Origin of the sequence: Nocardiopsis sp. NPDC007018 (assembly GCF_040635075.1) — a bacterium.
Taxonomy (GTDB): domain Bacteria; phylum Actinomycetota; class Actinomycetes; order Streptosporangiales; family Streptosporangiaceae; genus Nocardiopsis.
Genome location: NZ_JBEYHA010000003.1, coordinates 87,214 through 105,012 on the forward strand (window position 1 = coordinate 87,214; position 17,799 = coordinate 105,012).

Annotated in this window: 14 protein-coding genes; 4 read left to right on the top strand and 10 right to left on the bottom strand. The window is 71.7% G+C overall.

Features of this window, described 5'->3' with window-relative positions; all coding sequences use genetic code 11:
* Positions 1–56 precede the first annotated feature (56 nt).
* The 7 genes from ABZ635_RS02375 to ABZ635_RS02405 all read right to left on the bottom strand — a co-directional run bounded on the left by ABZ635_RS02375 (position 57) and on the right by ABZ635_RS02405 (position 7,983).
* Complete coding sequence (locus ABZ635_RS02375) at positions 57–1,046, bottom strand: MBL fold metallo-hydrolase (RefSeq protein WP_357757633.1); 990 nt, start codon at positions 1,044–1,046, stop codon at positions 57–59.
* Between the two features lie 105 nt (positions 1,047–1,151).
* Positions 1,152–2,027 (bottom strand): PHP domain-containing protein, encoded by an 876-nt coding sequence (locus ABZ635_RS02380; RefSeq protein ID WP_357757636.1) that lies wholly within the window; start codon positions 2,025–2,027, stop codon positions 1,152–1,154.
* Positions 2,028–2,074: 47 nt separating this feature from the next.
* A complete protein-coding gene (locus tag ABZ635_RS02385; protein WP_357757639.1) occupies positions 2,075–2,740 on the bottom strand; it encodes a DUF6758 family protein in 666 nt (221 codons plus the stop codon).
* A gap of 108 nt (positions 2,741–2,848) precedes the next feature.
* Positions 2,849–4,741, bottom strand: a complete 1,893-nt coding sequence (typA, locus tag ABZ635_RS02390) for a translational GTPase TypA (protein WP_357757642.1) — start codon at positions 4,739–4,741, stop codon at positions 2,849–2,851.
* A 189-nt stretch (positions 4,742–4,930) separates the two neighbouring features.
* Positions 4,931–5,338, bottom strand: coding sequence for a (deoxy)nucleoside triphosphate pyrophosphohydrolase (locus tag ABZ635_RS02395; protein ID WP_357757645.1), 408 nt, complete (start codon positions 5,336–5,338; stop codon positions 4,931–4,933).
* A gap of 11 nt (positions 5,339–5,349) precedes the next feature.
* Complete coding sequence (locus ABZ635_RS02400) at positions 5,350–7,536, bottom strand: ATP-dependent RecD-like DNA helicase (protein ID WP_357757901.1); 2,187 nt, start codon at positions 7,534–7,536, stop codon at positions 5,350–5,352.
* 39 nt (positions 7,537–7,575) lie between these two features.
* A complete protein-coding gene (locus tag ABZ635_RS02405; RefSeq protein ID WP_357757648.1) occupies positions 7,576–7,983 on the bottom strand; it encodes an MmcQ/YjbR family DNA-binding protein in 408 nt (135 codons plus the stop codon).
* 193 nt (positions 7,984–8,176) lie between these two features.
* Between ABZ635_RS02405 and ABZ635_RS02410 the strand changes: the two genes are divergently transcribed.
* A complete protein-coding gene (locus ABZ635_RS02410) occupies positions 8,177–9,298 on the top strand; it encodes a serine/threonine-protein kinase (RefSeq protein WP_357757651.1) in 1,122 nt (373 codons plus the stop codon).
* On the opposite strand, the gene ABZ635_RS02415 is transcribed toward ABZ635_RS02410, so the two are convergent.
* Positions 9,280–9,840, bottom strand: a complete 561-nt coding sequence (locus tag ABZ635_RS02415; RefSeq protein ID WP_357757654.1) for a hypothetical protein — start codon at positions 9,838–9,840, stop codon at positions 9,280–9,282. The genes ABZ635_RS02410 and ABZ635_RS02415 overlap by 19 nt on opposite strands.
* Positions 9,841–10,153: 313 nt before the next feature.
* Between ABZ635_RS02415 and ABZ635_RS02420 the strand changes: the two genes are divergently transcribed.
* Positions 10,154–12,295 carry a 5'-nucleotidase C-terminal domain-containing protein gene (locus ABZ635_RS02420; RefSeq protein WP_357757657.1) on the top strand — a complete coding sequence of 714 codons (2,142 nt, stop codon included), beginning with the start codon at positions 10,154–10,156 and terminating at the stop codon, positions 12,293–12,295.
* A gap of 106 nt (positions 12,296–12,401) precedes the next feature.
* Here the strand turns inward: ABZ635_RS02420 and ABZ635_RS02425 are convergent, their stop codons facing one another.
* Positions 12,402–12,887: a hypothetical protein gene (locus ABZ635_RS02425; protein WP_357757660.1), complete on the bottom strand. Its 486-nt coding sequence runs from the start codon at positions 12,885–12,887 to the stop codon at positions 12,402–12,404.
* A gap of 338 nt (positions 12,888–13,225) precedes the next feature.
* Between ABZ635_RS02425 and ABZ635_RS02430 the strand changes: the two genes are divergently transcribed.
* Positions 13,226–13,894 (top strand): response regulator transcription factor, encoded by a 669-nt coding sequence (locus ABZ635_RS02430; RefSeq protein WP_026128827.1) that lies wholly within the window; start codon positions 13,226–13,228, stop codon positions 13,892–13,894.
* Between the two features lie 65 nt (positions 13,895–13,959).
* On the top strand, positions 13,960–15,246 hold the full coding sequence (locus ABZ635_RS02435) for a HAMP domain-containing sensor histidine kinase (RefSeq protein WP_357757663.1): 1,287 nt from the start codon (positions 13,960–13,962) through the stop codon (positions 15,244–15,246).
* Positions 15,247–15,506: 260 nt separating this feature from the next.
* Here the strand turns inward: ABZ635_RS02435 and ABZ635_RS02440 are convergent, their stop codons facing one another.
* On the bottom strand, positions 15,507–17,696 hold the full coding sequence (locus tag ABZ635_RS02440) for a glycosyltransferase (RefSeq protein ID WP_357757903.1): 2,190 nt from the start codon (positions 17,694–17,696) through the stop codon (positions 15,507–15,509).
* Positions 17,697–17,799 lie beyond the last annotated feature (103 nt).

The window sequence follows — 17,799 nt, forward strand, 5'->3', positions numbered from 1 at the left end:
CGGCCGCGCCCCCGCTCCCATGAGGGGCGGCGGCGCGGCCGTCGTGGGTGTGGGGGTCAGACCCAGGAGTCGAAGTTGCGGCCCTCGGCCTCGACCGTCGTGGACGGTCCGCGGTCCGGGAGGATGCGGGTGTCCGGCGGCAGGGAGAGCAGGTTCTCGCCGATGGAGGCGAGCTGGGTGGTGTAGTCGATGTAGGTGTTGCCGACCATGCCCGGCTCGCCCTTGCGGAGGGTGTCACCGCTGAACACGGCGCCGAGTTCGCTCACGTAGAAGCCCACGGTGCCGTTGGTGGTGCCGGGGAGTGCCAGGACGTCGATGTGGAGGTCGCCGATGTCCAGGGCGCCCTCGCCCTCGACGTCGATCTCGGGGCGGCGCTCCGCCCCGTGCAGGCGGCGCCAGGCCCGCATCTCACGGGGGTGCAGGGCGATGTCGGCCTCGGTCTCCTCGGCGATCTTGAGGGCCGACTCGATGTGGGGGCTGTAGCCGTTGGTGCAGGCCACCAGGTAGACCTCTCGGTCGCCGACGGCCTCCAGGATCGCCTCGGCGTCGTGGGCGGGGTCGATGACGACGACACCGTCCTTGTCGGCCTCGATGATCCAGGTGTTGCTGATGATCTCGTACTTCTCACCGTCGAACTCGAAGGTCCCGGCGGTGCGGACGCGGGTGATGCCATCGGAGTCGGGGCCGGTGACGCCGACCTCCTCCACCTCGTCGTCCTCGTCGGACGTCGCGGCGGGCTCCTCGGCCTTCTCCTCCGCGTCCTTGGCGGTCTCGGCGTCGTCGGCGTCGTCGGAGGTGTCGGAGGTGTCGGTCTCAGCGGCGTCGTCCGGCTCGTCGGACGTCGCGGCGTCGGTCCCGTCGGAGTCGTTCCCAGCCTCGGCGTCGTCCTTCGCCTCCGCCTTCTCACCGGAACCGGCCGCGCCCTCGGTCCCGGCCCCGTCGGCGACCTCGCCCTTGGTCTCCTCGGTGGTGTCCTCCGCGACCTCCGCAGCGGAATCGGTGGCCTCCTGGCCGTCCTGCTTCTTCGGCTTCCGCTTCCAGAACACGGCTACTGACCTCTCGTCCAGGGGTGGGTACTACAACGCTGCGACCATTGTCGCGTCCCCGCGCAGTGGTCCGTACCGTACCGAACCGCCGCTCGCGGCGACGGGTCACCCCACGATCAGCGGCACTCCGGTCGCGGGGGCCGTGAGCTCCTCGAAAGCCTCCGGTGCGGTCGTGCGGCAGCCCAGACGGTGGCCGGTGAGCGCGCCATGGTCGTCACTGGAACCGGTGACCACCACGCCCAGGTCCGCGGCCACGCCCCGCCAGAACTTGCGCTGGGTCCGGTTGTGCGAGGGGTGGTCGGCCTCGATGCCGCCGAGCCCAGCCGCCGCCATGCGCTCGGCGAGCTCCACCGGGACCGACCCGTTGGTGGCTCCCTCCGCCCGCCCGGGGTGCGCCAGTGAGCACACCCCGCCCGCCTGGCGCACCAGCTCGACGGCGCGCACGGGGTCGATCGCGTAGCGGGAGGCGTAGGCCGGGCCGCCCGAGCCGATCCACCGGTCGAAGGCGTCCTGCACGTCACGGGCCGCACCCGCCTCCACGATCGCCCGCGCCAGGTGGGGTCGGCCGATGGTGTTGGCGTCGGCGTACTCCGGTTCCCCGGCCCCCGCGATCTCCAGGACCCGCTCCCAGGTCACGTCGACCCCGTGCGCCTGGAGTCTGCCGACCATCTCCTCCGCACGGGACGCCCGGTCCGAGCGGACCCGGCGCAGCTCGGCGTCCAGGCCCGGGGAGGCCGGATCGAACAGGTAGGAGACCAGGTGGACGCTGGAACCCTGGTAGGCGCAGGACAGTTCCATGCCGGGTACGAGGGTGAACCCGGGGGGCAGGTGCGCCGCGGCCTCCTCGATCCCGCCCACCGTGTCGTGGTCGGTGAGGGCCAGGACGTCGAGCTTCGCGGCGACCGCGTACCCGATGACCTCGGCCGGGGTGTCGGTCCCGTCGGAGACCGAGCTGTGGGAGTGCAGGTCGATTCGTGTCACCGGGCGATTGTACGTAACCGGGTGGGTCCCCGCTCGGGACGCCGGGATCAGTCCTGGTCGGGCCGGGGCGCCAGGACACGCGCCAGGAAGGGGCTGGGCGCCCCGAACGGCGGTGCGAGGGCGACGCCGCCGTCACGGAGGTCGCGCAGGTCCCGGAGGGAGGCGACCTCGCACATCAGTAGACCGGTGTCGGCGGTGGCGAAGGCCAGCCACAGCCAGTGGGAGAGCGCCTCGCCCGCGTAGGCCGCGCGCTCGCGGCCCAGGTCGAGGTTCCACAGCGCGATCTCGTGCCCGTCGAAGCGGACCTTGGCGTCGGGCGCCCCCGTGTCGAACCCCTGACCGGGATCGGGGCCCTTCAGACCGGCGACCCGCGCGCCCAGGCCGATCCCCGGGTCCTCCGCGACGATGACGGCCTCGCCGACGCCGCCGAGTGGGCCGGGACCGGACAGGGCCACGGCCACCGCGAGCGCGCCGCTGCGTTCGTCGCCCACCTCGGCGAACCCGGTGACCACCCAGCCGGTCGGTAGCGGCCACGGTACCCACACGGGTACCTGCGCGCGCGGAAGGAGGGTGTCGAGTGCCGAGGTGCCGGGCGCCCGTACCTCCTGGAGGGGGGCCACCGCCCCGTGGGCGTCACATCGCCACGCGCTGGTCCACAACCCCGGGGGCTGTACCGCGCGCCCGCACCGTGGACACGTGGGCTGGGCTTTCATGTCCTACCGGTGTACCCGAGTGGTGACCTGTGAAAACGCGGAGCGGGCGGGGTGCCCTCGCACTCCGCCCGCTCTTGGTCCGACGGGGCGCGGGGCCCCGTGGGACCTCTACTGCTGCTGGCGCTTACGGTTCGCGGTGATCCGGCCGCGCTCCTTCTGGTCGAGGATGACCTTGCGGATGCGGACGTTCTCCGGCGTCACCTCGACGCACTCGTCCTCACGGCAGAACTCCAGGGCCTGCTCGAGGGAGAGCTTGCGCGGCGGCACCAGGCGGACGAGCTCGTCGCCGGTGGCCGAACGCATGTTGGTGAGCTTCTTCTCCTTGGTGATGTTGACGTCCATGTCGTCGGAGCGCGAGTTCTCGCCGACGATCATGCCCTCGTACACCTCGGTGGTCGGCTCGACGAAGAGCGTGCCGCGCTCCTGGAGGTTGAACATCGCGAACGCGACGGCCACGCCGGCGCGGTCCGCGACCAGGGAGCCGTTGGGCCGGGAGCGGATGTCGCCGAACCAGGGCTCGAACTTCTCGAAGACGTGGTTGGCGATACCGGTGCCGCGCGTCTCGGTGAGGAACTCGGTACGGAAGCCGATCAGACCACGGGACGGGACCAGCCAGTCCATGCGCACCCAGCCGGTGCCGTGGTTGACCATGTTCTCCATGCGGCCCTTGCGGACGCTCAGGAGCTGGGTGATGGCGCCCATGTACTCCTCGGGCGCGTCCACGGTGAGGCGCTCGACCGGCTCGTGCACCTTGCCGTCGATGTTCTTGGTGACCACCTGCGGCTTGCCGACGGTCAGCTCGTAGCCCTCACGGCGCATCTGCTCGACCAGGATGGCCAGCGCCAGCTCGCCTCGGCCCTGCACCTCCCAGGCGTCGGGGCGCTCGGTCGGGAGCACCCGCAGGGAGACGTTGCCGACGAGCTCCTTCTCCAGACGGTCCTTGACCAGGCGGGCCGTGACCTTGGCGCCCTTGACCCGGCCGACCAGCGGCGAGGTGTTGGTGCCGATGGTCATGGAGATGGCGGGCTCGTCGACCTTGATGAGCGGCAGCGCCACCGGGTTCTCGGGATCGGCGAGGGTCTCGCCGATCATGATCTCCTCGATACCGGCGATGGCCGCGATGTCACCGGGGCCGGCCTTCTCGGCGGGCTTGCGCTCCAGGCCGTCGGTCATGAGCAGCTCGGTGATCTTGACCTGCTGGGTGGTGCCGTCGGTGCGAATCCACGCGACCTGCTGGCCCTTGCGGAGCTCGCCCTGCTGGACGCGGACCAGGGCCAGGCGGCCGAGGAAGGGGGAGGCGTCCAGGTTGGTGACGTGGGCCTGGAGGGGGGCGTCGGGGACGTACTCGGGGGCCGGGATGGTGTCCAGGATGGTGGAGAACAGCGGGACGAGGTTGTCGTTCTCGGGCACGGTGCCGTTGTCCGGGCGCTCCAGGGAGGCCTTGCCGTCGCGGGCGCACGTGTAGACGATCGGGAACTCGATCTGCGACTCGTCCGCGTCCAGGTCCATGAACAGCTCGTAGGTGTCGTCGACGACCTCGGAGATCCGGCTGTCGGGCCGGTCGACCTTGTTGATCACCAGGATGACGGGGAGCTTGGCCTGGAGGGCCTTGCGGAGCACGAAGCGGGTCTGCGGGAGCGGGCCCTCACTGGCGTCGACGAGCAGGACGACGCCGTCCACCATCGACAGGCCGCGCTCGACCTCACCGCCGAAGTCGGCGTGACCGGGGGTGTCGATGATGTTGATGACCACGTCCTCGCCCTCGGGCGTGGTGTAGTGCACCGCGGTGTTCTTCGCGAGAATGGTGATGCCCTTCTCGCGCTCCAGGTCGTTGGAGTCCATCACGCGGTCGTCGACATCCTGGTTCTCCCGGAAGACTCCGGACTGCCAGAGCATGGCGTCAACGAGGGTCGTCTTGCCGTGGTCGACGTGAGCCACGATGGCGACGTTGCGCAGGTCACTGCGGCGGGCGGAGCCCTCGACGGGCGTAGCGCTGGACATGCTTAAGTCTCGATCTCCTGTACTGGGTAGAGACCGCAGAGTGCCACGGCCCGTCACCAGTTTATGCGGTCACGACGAACTGGTTGGGAATCACCGGGGACGCCCCGGTTAGTTTCGTCACCCGGGGGACCGCCCTCGACCTGGGCCGGAGAGGGCCCGCAATTCCTGGCGGCACGGGCTTTCGCGCGTTCACAGGAGAGGCGTGAGAGCGGCCAGGAAGGGGATGTCGGCGGGCATCCAATCGAGTTCCGCGAGGCCCTCGGCGGCCACCCAGCGGACCTCGGCGTGCTCCAGCGCGCGCGGCTCCCCGTCGAGGAGTTCGGCCCGCAGCAGGCGCAGGACGGCGGGGCGCGTGCGGCCCGCGGAAGGGGCGGGGAAGGGCACGTCGGAGCCGATCTGGGCCCCCGCGCGCACGGTGACGCCCAGTTCCTCCCGGCACTCGCGGACCAGCGCCCGGCCCGGGGTCTCCCCCGGTTCGACCTTGCCTCCGGGGAACTCCCACAGCCCGCGCAGGGATGCGGGTTCGGCGCGTTGGGCGGCCAGGACGCGTCCGTCGCGAATGATGGCCGCGCCCACCACGATCAGTGTCTCTCGCACGGTGCACCAGCCTAGAGCCCGCGCAGCCGGTGGGCGAGTGAGGTGTGCCTGCGACCGGAGGAGGCGTTGGCGACGGCCCGGGCCAGGGCCCGGCGCGAACCCACCAGCACCACCAGTCTCTTGGCGCGGGTGATCCCGGTGTAGAGCAGGTTGCGTTGGAGCATCATCCACGCCGAGGTGGTGACGGGGACGACCACCGCCGGGTACTCGCTGCCCTGGGAGCGGTGCACGGTGACGGCGTAGGCGTGGGCGAGCTCGTCGAGTTCGGTGAAGTCGTAGGCGACCTCCTCGTCCTCGTCCGTGCGCACGGTGAGTTCCTGGGCCACCGGGTCGACCCCGGTGACCACCCCCATCGTTCCGTTGAAGACCCCGTTGGCCCCCTTGTCGTAGTTGTTGCGCACCTGGGTGACCTTGTCCCCCACCCGGTACACCCGGCCGCCCAGTCGGCGTTCGGGGACGTGGTCCGCGGGCGGGGTGAGTTCGGCCTGGAGCGCGGCGTTGAGGTTGACCGCACCGGCCGGGCCGCCCTTCATGGGTGCCAGGACCTGCACGTCGCGACGGGGGTCCAGGCCGAAGCGGCGCGGGATGCGCCGGGCGACCACGTCGACCACCGTCTCCGCGGCCTCCTCCGCCTCCTCGCAGGGGAACAGGAAGAAGTCGGACATGCCCTGGAACTCGGGGGTCTCCCCCCGGTTGATCCGGTGCGCGTTGGTCACCACTCCGGACTGCTGGGCCTGGCGGAACACGTGGGTCAGGCGCACGCTGGGAACGGGTGAGCCCTCCTCCAGCAGGTCGCGTAGGACCTGCCCGGCGCCCACGGACGGCAGCTGGTCCACGTCGCCGACGAACACCAGGTGCGCTCCGGGCGGGACCGCCTTGACCAGCTTGTTGGCCAGCACGAGGTCGAGCATCGAGGCCTCGTCCACCACGACCAGGTCGGCGTCCAGCGGATGGTCGCGGTCGTGCGCGGCCTCGCCGCCGGGGCGGAGTTCGAGGAGCCGGTGGACCGTGGAGGCCTCGTGCCCGGTGAGTTCCGTGAGCCGCTTGGCCGCGCGCCCGGTGGGGGCGGCCAGGACGATCTTCGCGCCCTTGACCGACGCCATCGTGACGATGGCCGACACCGTGTACGACTTGCCGCAGCCCGGGCCGCCGGTGAGGACGCACACCTTCCGGGTGAGGGCCTCCCTGACCGCGTCGCGCTGGGCGTCGGCGAGGGCGGACGCGGAGCGGCGGTCGAGCCAGGCGAAGGCCCGGTCCCAGTCCACACCGACGAAGCCGGGCAGGCGTTCGAGCGGCGACTCCAACAGGGTGCGCAGCCCGGAGGCGAGACCGATCTCGGCCCGGTGGAAGGGCAGCAGGTAGACCGCCCGCACCGGTTCGCCCTCGGGCCCGGGCACGGTCTCGCGGGCCACCCCCTCGGCGGCGACCAGTTCGGCCAGGCATTCGATGACCAGGCCCGTCTCCACCTGGAGGATCTTCACGGCGGCGGAGATGAGCCGTTCCTCGGGCAGGTAGCAGTGGCCGTCGCCGCTGGACTCCGAGAGGGTGAACTGGAGGCCCGCCATCACCCGCTGCGGGCTGTCGTGCGGGATGCCCACCGCCTGGGCGATGGTGTCGGCGGTGCGGAACCCGATCCCCCACACGTCGGCCGCCAGCCGGTAGGGCTCCTCCTGGACCACCCGGATGGAGTCGTCCCCGTACCTCTTGTACACGCGGACCGCCAGTGAGGTGCTCACCTGGACGCCCTGGAGGAAGACCATGACCTCCTTGATGGCCTTCTGCTCCTCCCAGGCGTCGGTGATGAGTCCGGTGCGCTTGGGGCCCAGGCCGGGTACCTCGACGAGCCGGGCGGGGGTCTGTTCGATGACGTCGAGGGCGTCGGTGCCGAAGTGGTCGACGATGCGTTCGGCCATGCGGGGTCCGATGCCCTTGATCAGCCCGGAGCCCAGGTAGCGGCGGATGCCCTGCACCGTGGCGGGGAGCACGGTGGTGACGTCGTCCACGTGGAACTGGCGACCGTACTGCGGGTGCGACCCCCAGCGGCCGTACATGCGCAGTGACTCGCCGGGCTGCACGCCCGGCAGGTTGCCCACCACGGTGAGCAGGTCGTGACCGCCCCGTCCGGTGTCGACCTTGGCGACGGTGTATCCGTTCTCCTCGTTGGCGAAGGTGATCCGTTCCAGGACCCCCTGGACCATCGCGCGTGCGGGTGCTGACACGGCGTTCCTCCGCTCCTCTCAGCTGCCGTCGGTGCCCGGGAGCGGCGGCGCGTCGTCGCCCAGGACGGCGAGCACGCGGTCCCGGTCCGCCCGGCGCAGGCCCTCGGCCACCCGGGTGTAGGAGTGCGTCAGCATCTCCACCAGCTCGTCGTCGGGGACGGTGCCGTCCAGGAGCACCGAGTTCCAGTGCCGCTTGTCCATGTGCCAGCCGGGAGTGACCGCCGGGAACCTCTGGCGCAGCTCCAGGGCGAGCTCGGGGTCGCACTTGAGGTTGACCGTGGCGGGAGCACCGCCGCCGCCCCCGGTGAGCAGCGCGAACATCTTCCGTCCGGCCACCTTGTACACGAGCGCCCCCGGCCCGAAGGGCTCGCTCTCCCCGGCCTCGGGAAACCACAGGGCGGCGTCGATGAACTGCTCCGGTGTCATGCTCTCTCCCCCGTACCGGTCGACCCGGTGTCCGTTCCGAGCCTGCCAGAGGGAAGCGACCTTCGGCAGCCCCTCCCCCCGGCCTGTGGACGACGTGTGGTGGCTCCGGCCGGGACCGCGCGGGGAACCGTACGCGTCGGGGGCCCGCGGGTAAGATCCGCCTCGAAGCTGCCCACGGCCGGTTGGAGTGCCCATGAAGGCGCGCGGTGTACGCAGGCTCGCCCCGCTCGAACCCGGGGACCCCTCCGAGGTGGGCGGACACCGGGTGCGGGGGCGGGTCGGCGCGGGCGGCATGGGCACCGTGTACGCCGTCGACTCCCCCGGCGGCCGCGGGTACCTGGCCGTCAAGGTGGCCCACCCCGGGCTCGTTCGCGACCACCGTGTCCGCGAACGGTTCGCCCACGAGGCCCGCCTGCTGGCCCGGGTCGACAGCCACTGCGTGGCGCGGTTCGTCAGCGCGGACGTGGAGGCCGACCCCCCGTGGCTGATCACCGAGTACGCTCCCGGACCGACCCTGCGGCACCAGGTGGAGCGGTTCGGCCGACTGCGCGGCGGGATGCTGCTGGGTCTGGCCGCGGGGGTGGCCGAGGCGCTGCGCGCGGTGCACGCGGCGGGGGTGGTGCACCGCGACCTCAAACCCGGCAACGTGGTGGTGTCGGTGGCGGGGCCCAAGCTCCTGGACTTCGGGATCGCGCACGCGGCCGAGGAACCCGACCCCACCAAGTGGCGGCGGCTGCGCCGGATGCGGCGGGCCTTCCGAACGCTCGGACTGCCCTCTCCGGAGGCCCTGGCCGACGCGCGGGTGGCCCGTTCACTCGACCGGCGGGGCACCCCGGGATGGATCAGCCCGGAGCAGTACCGCCGCCAGCCCACCACGCACGCGTCGGACGTGTTCCTGTGGGGTGCGACCGTGGCCTTCGCGGCGGCGGGGCACGACCCGTTCGGGACGGCGCCGCCCCGGGAGATGGCCCGACGCGTCACCTCCGAGGAGCCGGACCTGCGGTACCTGCCGCCGGGGTTGGAGAAGCTCGTGGTGGCCGCGATGAGCGTCGAGCCCGCCGACCGGCCCGGCTCCGGCGAACTGCTGCGCGCCGTGCTGGCGCTGGAGGGGCCGGAGGGCGGGGTGCGTACCCCGCCGGAGGCGGGCGAAGGGGGCGTGCGCGGGCTGCTGGAGCGGCACTGGACCAGGGTGGCCGTCCGGCCTCCGCTGCCGCCGCGCGAGGGCGGCGGCCTCCTGGGCCGGCTGCCCTCCCCCCGGCTCCCTCAGGGAGGGGCCGGGGTGGGCGGGGTCCCCGCTCAGAGGAGACCGAAGTAGGCCCGGCTCTCCTTGGACCAGAGGAAGGCGAGCATGGCCGCGGCGAACCCCAGCGGGACGGCGGCGAGGAGCCCGCCGGACAGGAGCGACCACAGCAGGATGCCCCCGGCGGCGCCCTGGAACAGCAGGGCGCTCCAGAAGACGCCCACGGTCCGGCGGCGCAGTCGGCTCGCGATGAGGACCGACAGCGTTCCGTAGACGCCCGTGACCAGGGCCATGAGGCCCATGTAGGAGCGCATGGCCTCGACGTCGATGGACAGCGCCACGCCCTGTTCGGCGGCGATCGCGGCCTGTTCGTCCAGGGCTTCCCGCATCACCGCGTCGGGGGCGGAGAGCCCCATGAGGAAGAGTGTGAGGAGCAGGAGGCCGCTGACACCGCCGACGAACATCAGCGTCCGGACGGTCACCACCTTGCGGGGCATCGGGGCGTCGGGGCGCAGGGCCTCCAGGTGGGGGGCGTCGAAGTCGGGCAGCCCCCGTTGCGAGGGCACGCCACCGCGTCCGGTGTCGGGGTCGTACGGGTCCTGGCCAGAGGGAAACACGGACGTCCTCCGAGGGGTCGAGTCGACTTTCCCCACCATGGTAGGCGGGTACCCCCACGAGGGCGCGGACGGAGCCTCCCCCAGCACCACGAGCTGGGCCGAAACCGGCCACGGAACGCGACCGCAATCGTCCCGAAACGACGGTGAGCGATCGCATAGAGTCGAGAACCCGCACGCACACGGGAGATTCTGCAAATCGTAACCCCCCGGCCCGTGCCCGAACACCCGTCCCCATCTAGGGTGAAAAAACTCCGACCCCTCCCGCCCCCGGGGCGGCACCCCCGCACAGTCCCCCAAAGGAGTCACAGCAGACATGTCCAGACTCGTGCGCGCGACCGGCGCACTGATCCTGACCGGTGCCCTGGTGGTGCCCCTGGCCCCCGCGGCCAGCGCGTACGCGCCCATGGACACCCCCGACGGCGATCCCGCCTTCACCCTCACCCTCCTGCACGGCAACGACCCCGAGTCGGCCCTCCTGCACGCGTCGGGCGAGGCCGGGTACGGCGGAGCCGCGCGCTACGCGACCCTGCTCGACCAGCTGCGCGCGGACGAGAACGCGGGCACCGGCGCCGACGAGGGCGAGGCCGAGCTCCGGGGCGTCGTGGCCGTCAACTCCGGCGACCTGTACCTGCCCGGGCCGGAGTTCGCCGCCTCCCGGGTGGAGGGCGCGCCCTTCTACGACGCGGTCGCCACGTCGATCATCGACTACGACGCGATCTCCATGGGCAACCACGAGTTCGACTTCGGACCCGACGTGTACGCCGAGTTCATCGGCGCCCTCGAGGACACCCCGGTGGTCGCCGCCAACGTCGACGTGTCCGGTGAGGCCGCCCTGGCCGCGCTGGAGGCACAGGGCCGCATCGCCCCGAGCACGGTCGCGGAGGTCCAGGGCGAGAAGGTCGGCATCGTCGGCGCGCTCTACCCGCCGCTGGCCTCCATCTCCAGCCCGCGCGACGTCGTGGTCGACGAGGTCGTCGGCCCGGTCCAGGCCGAGGTCGACCGCCTCACCGGTGAGGGCGTCGACAAGATCATCCTCATCTCGCACCTCCAGAACATCACCTACGAGGAGCGGGTCGCCAAGGAGCTCACCGGTGTGGACGCCATGGTGGCCGGAGGAGGCCACGAGGTCATGGCCAACCCCGGTGACGCCCTGGTCCCCGGTGACTCCGTCACCGACCACCCGGGCACCGGCGAACCCCTCTCCTACCCGCTGCTGGTGAACAACGCCGACGGCGTCGAGGTACCCATCGTCACCGCGGGCTCCAACTACAAGTACGTGGGCCGCCTGGTCCTCAACTTCGACGCCGACGGCGGTCTCCACTCGGTGGGCGAGCGCTCCGGCCCGGTCCGGGTCTCCGGCACCGGCGCCGACGCGGTGGAGCCCCACCCCGAGGTCGAGGCCCAGGTGACCAAGCCGGTCGCAGACCACGTGGCCGAACTCGCCGAGACCGACGTGGCCAGCAGTGAGGTGGCCCTGGACGGCACGCAGAACCCGGGCGTGCGCACCCAGGAGACCAACCTGGGCAGCCTGATGGCCGACGCCCTGCTGGACACCGGCAAGCGCAACGCCGAGGAGTACGGCGTTCCCCAGCCGCAGATCGGCATCCAGAACGGCGGCGGCATCCGCAACGCCTCGGTGATCCCGGCCGGACCGCTGACCGTACTGGACACGTACTCGATCGCGCCCTTCGCCAACCAGGTGGCCGTGGTCCCGGAGATCCCGCGCGCCCAGGTCAAGGAGCTCCTGGAGCGCGGCGTGGCCTCCGCCCCCGCCGCCGACGGCGGGTTCATGCAGGTCGCCGGGGTCAACTTCGCCTACGACCCGGACCGCACCGCCCAGGTCGTGAACGAGGACGGCGACGTACTCACCCCGGGTGAGCGCGTGCGCAACGCGATCCTGCACGACGGCACGGTGATCGTGGAGGACGGCGAGGTCGTGGAGGGCGACGCCATCACGGTCGTCACCAACGACTTCTCCGCCGGCGGCGGCGACATGTACCCGTTCCGGGGCGCCGACTACACCGTGGTGGGCTCCACCTACCAGGCCGCTCTGGAGCGCCACCTCACCGACACCCTCGAGGGTGAGGTGAAGGCCGCCGACTACCCCGAGGGCGGCGCCGGTCGCATCGTGGTCGGTGACAAGGCCACCGTTCCTCCCGGCGGCGGTGACGACGACGGCGACGGGAAGCCCCACCCGACGGAGCCGCCCGCGTCGCCGAGCCCCAGCCCGAGCCCGTCGCCGAGCCCGTCGCCGAGCGGCGCTCCCTCGGACGGTCCCGGCACGCCCAAGCCGGGTGCTCCCGACGACAAGAAGGGCGGCTCCCTGCCGGTCACCGGCGGGGCCCTGACCGGCCTGGTCATCGCGGCGCTGGTCGCCGTGGGCGCCGGTGGCGCCGCGATGTACCTGAGCCGCAGGCGCCGACCGGCCGCGGGCACCGGGGAGATCGAGGGCTGATCCCACCCCGGCCGCGCCCCGCGGGGGCGTCCGCACCGTGAACGCGGGCCCGTCCGAGTACCTACTCGGGCGGGCCCGCGTCGTCGTGGACGGCCGGTCCGCCGGTTCAGCAGCGCGGTAGTCCCTCGACCGGCTGCCAGGGCTGGCTGCCCCGAAGGGCGGTGGCGCTGACGAAGACGTCGCGGTTGCCGGTGTCGTCGTCGGTCAGGACCCACCAGGTGGAGTAGCCGTCCTCCCCGTCGGAGTGCGGTTCGCCCTCCGCCTGGCAGAAGAAGTAGTGGCGTCCGGACCAGAGCCAGCCGCCCGTGGGGTAGCGGCTGTCCTGAGACCAGTAGGTGCGGGCGTCGCGCCAGGTCGTGTAGTAGTGCCGGTGGGAGAAGGCGCTGGCGGCGGTGCCCGTCGACGCCTCCGCCGGTTCGTCGGCCAGGGCCGGGGCCGCGAGCGCGATCGGTAGGGCGACCGCGACGGCCAGGGCCGCCGTCAACGCCGCCGGTGCGCCCCGGGCGCCCCCGCGTCGTCTCCACCGTCTGGGCCGGGTCGGGCCCTTGGGGCCGCCGGGTCGGGTCCCCGCGCTGTCGTCGCGCCGCACCATCCACACTCCTCGCGTGTCCCGGACCGGGGTCCGGGAGGGGTGAGGGGTCCCGGTGGGGACGCGGGCCGCCAGGGGCCGTCAATCACCACCAACACCACCATTGCCACCCCTATCATTACTCAGAGTGCCCAAAGGGACGCGTTACGACGCGGCGAAGGCCCGAGGACGACCACCCCCGGCCACACCTTCCCCTTTTCACCAAGAAAGCACAAAGAAAGCGCTCCAGGCAGCCATTCGCACTATTTGACCGGTATGTGAATAGCGTATTTTCGGCCAACCTTGGGCCATCCGGCGCGCATAATAGGGAAATGCGCCACCCTGGACCTACGATCGGCTCCATGACCTGCGTTTTGCTGGCCGAAGACGATGTCTCGATCTCCGAGCCTCTCGCGCGCGCACTCCGACGCGAGGGTTACACGGTAGACGTGACCGTCAACGGCATTGAGACACTCGACCGCGCCCGTGCGGGAGACATCGACCTCATGGTCCTGGATCTCGGGCTCCCAGAAATGGACGGCCTTGAGGTGGCACGTCGGCTCCGCGCCGAGGGTCACGGAACGCCGATCCTCATCCTGACCGCCCGCGCGGACGAGGTCGACACCGTCGTCGGCCTCGACGCCGGGGCCGACGACTACGTGACCAAGCCGTTCCGGCTCGCCGAACTCCTCGCCCGCGTCCGAGCCCTGCTGCGGCGCGGCGGGGCCGAGGTCCCGGTCGTCCATGGCGTCCGCATCGACAACGACTCGCGCCGCGCCTGGCTCGGCGACCGCGAACTCCAGCTCACCACCAAGGAGTTCGACCTGCTGCGCGTCCTCGTACGCGACGCCGGAAAGGTCGTCACCCGCGAACAGATCATGCGGGAGGTGTGGGACACCAACTGGTGGGGGTCGACCAAGACCCTCGACATGCACATCTCCTGGCTGCGCCGCAAACTCGGCGACGACGCCAACCAGCCTTCCTACATCACGACCGTCCGCGGCGTCGGGTTCCGGTTCGAACGAGACTGACACGGCCCTGGGAACGACGCGCTTGCCCGTCGACCGCCCAGGGGGTCGGACGGACGTGAGGTGACATGCGCAGGCGGATGGTTTTCTCCACCCTGGTGGTGACCGTCATCGCCGTCATGCTGCTCGGACTGCCCCTGGGGGCGCTCACCTACAAACTGGTGCACGACGAGGCCAGTCGGCAGCTTGAGGGCGAGGCCGAACTCATCGGCGCCGAGAGCGACAACATGCTGGAGCTCCACGGCGAACTGGACCTGGCGGAGTTGGATCGGGAACACCCGAACCGGTTCGTCCGCATCACGCCCGCGGACGGACCGACCGCCGTGACCGCGGGGGACCCCGCGCTCAACCCCGACGCCGCGGACTCCCCGCGCCTGCTCAAAGCCACCGTCACCACCAACCGCGGCACCAGGGTCGACGTGTGGAGCGACGGCGAGGACGTCCAGGAGAGCGTGGTCCGGGCCTGGCTCGGCATCGCCTCGCTCTCGCTCCTCGCCATCGGCGTCGCGGTCGGCCTGTCCATGTTCCAGGCCCGCCGCCTCACCCTGCCACTGGTCGACCTCGCCGCCACCGCCGAACGGCTCGGCTCCGGCGTCACCACACCGTGGGGGCACCGCTACGGCATCCCCGAAGCCGACCGCGTCGCCGAGGTACTCGACCGCAGCGCCGAACGCATCGCCGGGCTCATCGCCACCGAACGCCACTTCGCGACCGACGCCTCACACCAGCTCCGCACACCACTGACCGCGCTCACCATGCGGCTCGAGGAGATCATCGCCGAATCCGGCAACCCGCAGGTCGTCCGCGAGGAGGGCGAAGCCGCCCTCGCCCAGACCGAACGCCTCGTCGAGACCGTCGAAAGCCTCCTCGGCCGCGCCCGCAAGAGCCAGAACCCCGAAGTCGAGGCCGTCGAACTCGACCCCGTCCTCAACCACCTCCAAGCCGAGTGGTCGCCCGTCTTCCAGCAGGAGAAACGCCGACTCCTCGTCACCGGCGACCCCGGACTGACCGCCATGACGGTTCCCACCGACCTCGCCCAGATCCTCGCGACCCTGGTGGAGAACGCCTACAAACACGGCGCGGGGACGGTGACCATCCGCCGCCTCGACACCGGCCAGTCCGTCCGCGTCGAGGTCAGCGACGAAGGCGAAGGCGTCCCCGAACACCTCTCCAGCCGCATCTTCGAACGCGAGGTCAGCGGAGGCGGAGGCACCGGTCTCGGACTCGCCCTCGCCCGTCACATCGCCGAATCCGAAGGCGCCCGGGTCGAACTCGTCCAGACCCGACCCACCACCTTCGCGCTCTTCCTCCCCGCGGGGGCCGGAGGGCTTTCGAAGATGTCGGGGCCCTTCTGACCGGGCCGAAGCGAAGCGCAGGCCCCAAAAAGAACACACCCACCCACCTCAACCACCAGGGGGGTGCTGTCCGTTCGAGCGCCGGAGAGGGTTCTGCAAGACGAGTCAAGCCGCCAGCGAGGAACGAGCGTCAGGCGCAGACGAGGATGCTGTGCCTGCCTCAACCCGAATCCCTCTGCAAAGGCGCCGAACCCGGGCCGAAGCGAAGCGGAGGCCCCAAAAAGAACAGGCCCCAGGACGGGGGTCCTGGGGCCGCGCGGCTACTGGGCGCTGACCTGGGGAGCGGACCCCTGACCGGCGGGGACCTCGCCCCGGACCACCAGGTCGCTCCACAGGGCGCGCACCCGCTCCAGGCCGTAGACCCCGACCACCTCGGCGCGGGCCCGCTCGCTCTCCTCGCCGAACCGGCCCTCGGAGACGGTGGCGTGGATGGACTCGGCCATCGCCACCGGGTCGTCGTGAATCCAGTGCGGGTCGTAGATGGTGTCCGATCCGGGCCAGGCCAGGAGCGCCGGGACACCGCCGGAGGCCGCGCACTCGGCGGGCGCCAGGTGGAACGACTCGTCGTCGCTGGTGGACAGCACGAACCCCACCCGGCGCAGCCAGGTCGCCACGTCCGGGCCGAAGCCGTCGAAGACCACCCCGGCCGCCAGGCCCTCGTCACGCTGGATACGCCGGTACACCCGCTCGAAGTAGGCGCGTTCCTCCGGCCGGTTCCAGATCCACCAGTACTCCCACGGCTGCTTCGTCTTCACCGACAGCGTGTACCGGGGGTCCATCCTGCGCAGCTCCGAGAGGACGTCCAGCCCCCGGTCCAAGCGCTTGCGGGACGGCGCGATGCCGATCATGCCCAACGAGTACCGCGCTCCCGCCAGCTTGGGGCGGTCCAGCTGGCGGTCGTCCACCCAGTTGGGCAGCACCACGACCTTCTCTGCGGGCCACCCCGTGATCTCCCTGGTGAGGTCGGCGTAGTGCGGGCTCACGCAGACCACCGCGTCGACCTTGGAGACGTCCAGGCGGCGCGGCCACTCCGCGTACAGCTCGAACCGGTGCAGGCGCACGATCAGCCGCTGACCCGGGCGCTTCCACTTGGCGTAGAAGAGCGCGTTGGGGCCGCACCACTCGCAGATCACCACGTCGGCCCAGGCGGCGAGCTCCCGCGACCGGTACTGGTCGTGGGTGCTCAGCCCCTCCCACTCGTCGATGCGCACGTCGAGGCCGGGCAGCGAGTCCAGGTACTCGGCCAGTCGCGTGAAGAACTTGAGGTCGTGCCCGGCGATGACCACCTTGAGCGGACGCTCCGGGTCGGCCCCCTCGGGCGCGGCCGGGATCGCCTCCGCGAGGTAGCCGCGCAGGCGTTCGGCGGCCCGCTCCAGGGTGTGGTCGGCGGCGGCCGCGCGGCAGCGTTCGGCGGCCTCGGCGTACACGGCCCGGTCGTGGTAGGCGCGGGCGATCACCGCGGCCACCGAGGCGGTGTCCTCCCCCGCGAAAAGCGGGTAGTCCGCGCCGAGCAGGGCCTCGTGCATGGGGGTGCGGTTGAGGACCACCGGCAGCCCCAGCGCCCCCAGCTCCAGGACCTTGGTCGACAGCTCCAGGCTGGCGTCCATGTCGGGGTCGCGCCAGGACAGGCCGAAGTCGCACTCGGCGGACTGGCGCAGGGCGTCGGCCCGCGCCATGCCGCCGCGCCAGTCCACGTTCGGGGTGCTCTCCAGGGCCCTGCGCATGCGCTTGGCCCAGTCGGCGGGTTCGGCGTGGACCTTGTCGCCGATCATCACGAGTTCGGAGTCCACCCCGAGGCGCGCCAGCTCCTCGGGGAGCTCGGTCATCTCCAGGGTGTTCCAGCGGGGCGCGAACTTGCCGGTGTAGGCCAGGCGGGTGCGCGCGTGCGTCTGGCCGGTCGCCGCGACCCCCTCGGGGACCGCGGCGACCGGCGGGAACAGGACGGAGCGACCGCAGGCGGCGGGCACCGTGGACTCCAGGAACGCCCGCAGCTCCTCGGTCTGGCAGAGCACGAACCGGGAGGCCAGCGCGATGTCGGTGAGTTCGGCGATCGCGGACGCGGTGAGTTCGGCGACGCCGTGCGGGAAGTCCGTGAGGTAGGTCCACAGCTTCCCGGCCAGGCTCTCCTCCTGGGCGGCCAGCCCGGCGAGTCGGCGCCCCCGGACGACGACCAGGTCGAAGGGCCTGCGGGCGTGCAGACCGCCCATGAGTTCCACGGCCTGCTCGGGCGTGAGGCCGCGCGGCCCGAGGTCGGGCAGCGAGCGGTCCTCGTAGGGGCGGACCAGTCGTACGGCGGGGTTCTCGGTGAGCGGCGCCGTGAGCCGGTCAGTGCGGATCTGGGCCTTGAGCAGCAGGGTGACCTCGCAGCCGGCCGCCGCCAGGGCCTGCGCCATCGACTGCGCCCAGATCGCCGAGCCGTCGATGATGTTCAGGTCCACGTCCCCGTACAAGAGTGCGCGCGGAGGAGCTGTGCTCACGTTCTTCCCTTCGAAAGCTGGTGGGTGGCGGTCTCTCGGACCGCCGCGCCGTGGACGTCCTTCGGGGGCCGAACGG

Excerpts from the sequence above, each read along its gene's own strand:
- ABZ635_RS02385 (WP_357757639.1), bottom strand. The coding sequence starts at position 2,740 with ATGAAAGCCCAGCCCACGTGTCCACGGTGCGGGCGCGCGGTACAGCCC.
- typA (WP_357757642.1), bottom strand. The coding sequence starts at position 4,741 with ATGTCCAGCGCTACGCCCGTCGAGGGCTCCGCCCGCCGCAGTGACCTG.
- ABZ635_RS02400 (WP_357757901.1), bottom strand. The coding sequence starts at position 7,536 with ATGGTCCAGGGGGTCCTGGAACGGATCACCTTCGCCAACGAGGAGAAC.
- ABZ635_RS02405 (WP_357757648.1), bottom strand. The coding sequence starts at position 7,983 with ATGACACCGGAGCAGTTCATCGACGCCGCCCTGTGGTTTCCCGAGGCC.
- ABZ635_RS02410 (WP_357757651.1), top strand. The coding sequence starts at position 8,177 with ATGAAGGCGCGCGGTGTACGCAGGCTCGCCCCGCTCGAACCCGGGGAC.
- ABZ635_RS02420 (WP_357757657.1), top strand. The coding sequence starts at position 10,154 with ATGTCCAGACTCGTGCGCGCGACCGGCGCACTGATCCTGACCGGTGCC.
- ABZ635_RS02425 (WP_357757660.1), bottom strand. The coding sequence starts at position 12,887 with ATGGTGCGGCGCGACGACAGCGCGGGGACCCGACCCGGCGGCCCCAAG.
- ABZ635_RS02430 (WP_026128827.1), top strand. The coding sequence starts at position 13,226 with ATGACCTGCGTTTTGCTGGCCGAAGACGATGTCTCGATCTCCGAGCCT.
- ABZ635_RS02435 (WP_357757663.1), top strand. The coding sequence starts at position 13,960 with ATGCGCAGGCGGATGGTTTTCTCCACCCTGGTGGTGACCGTCATCGCC.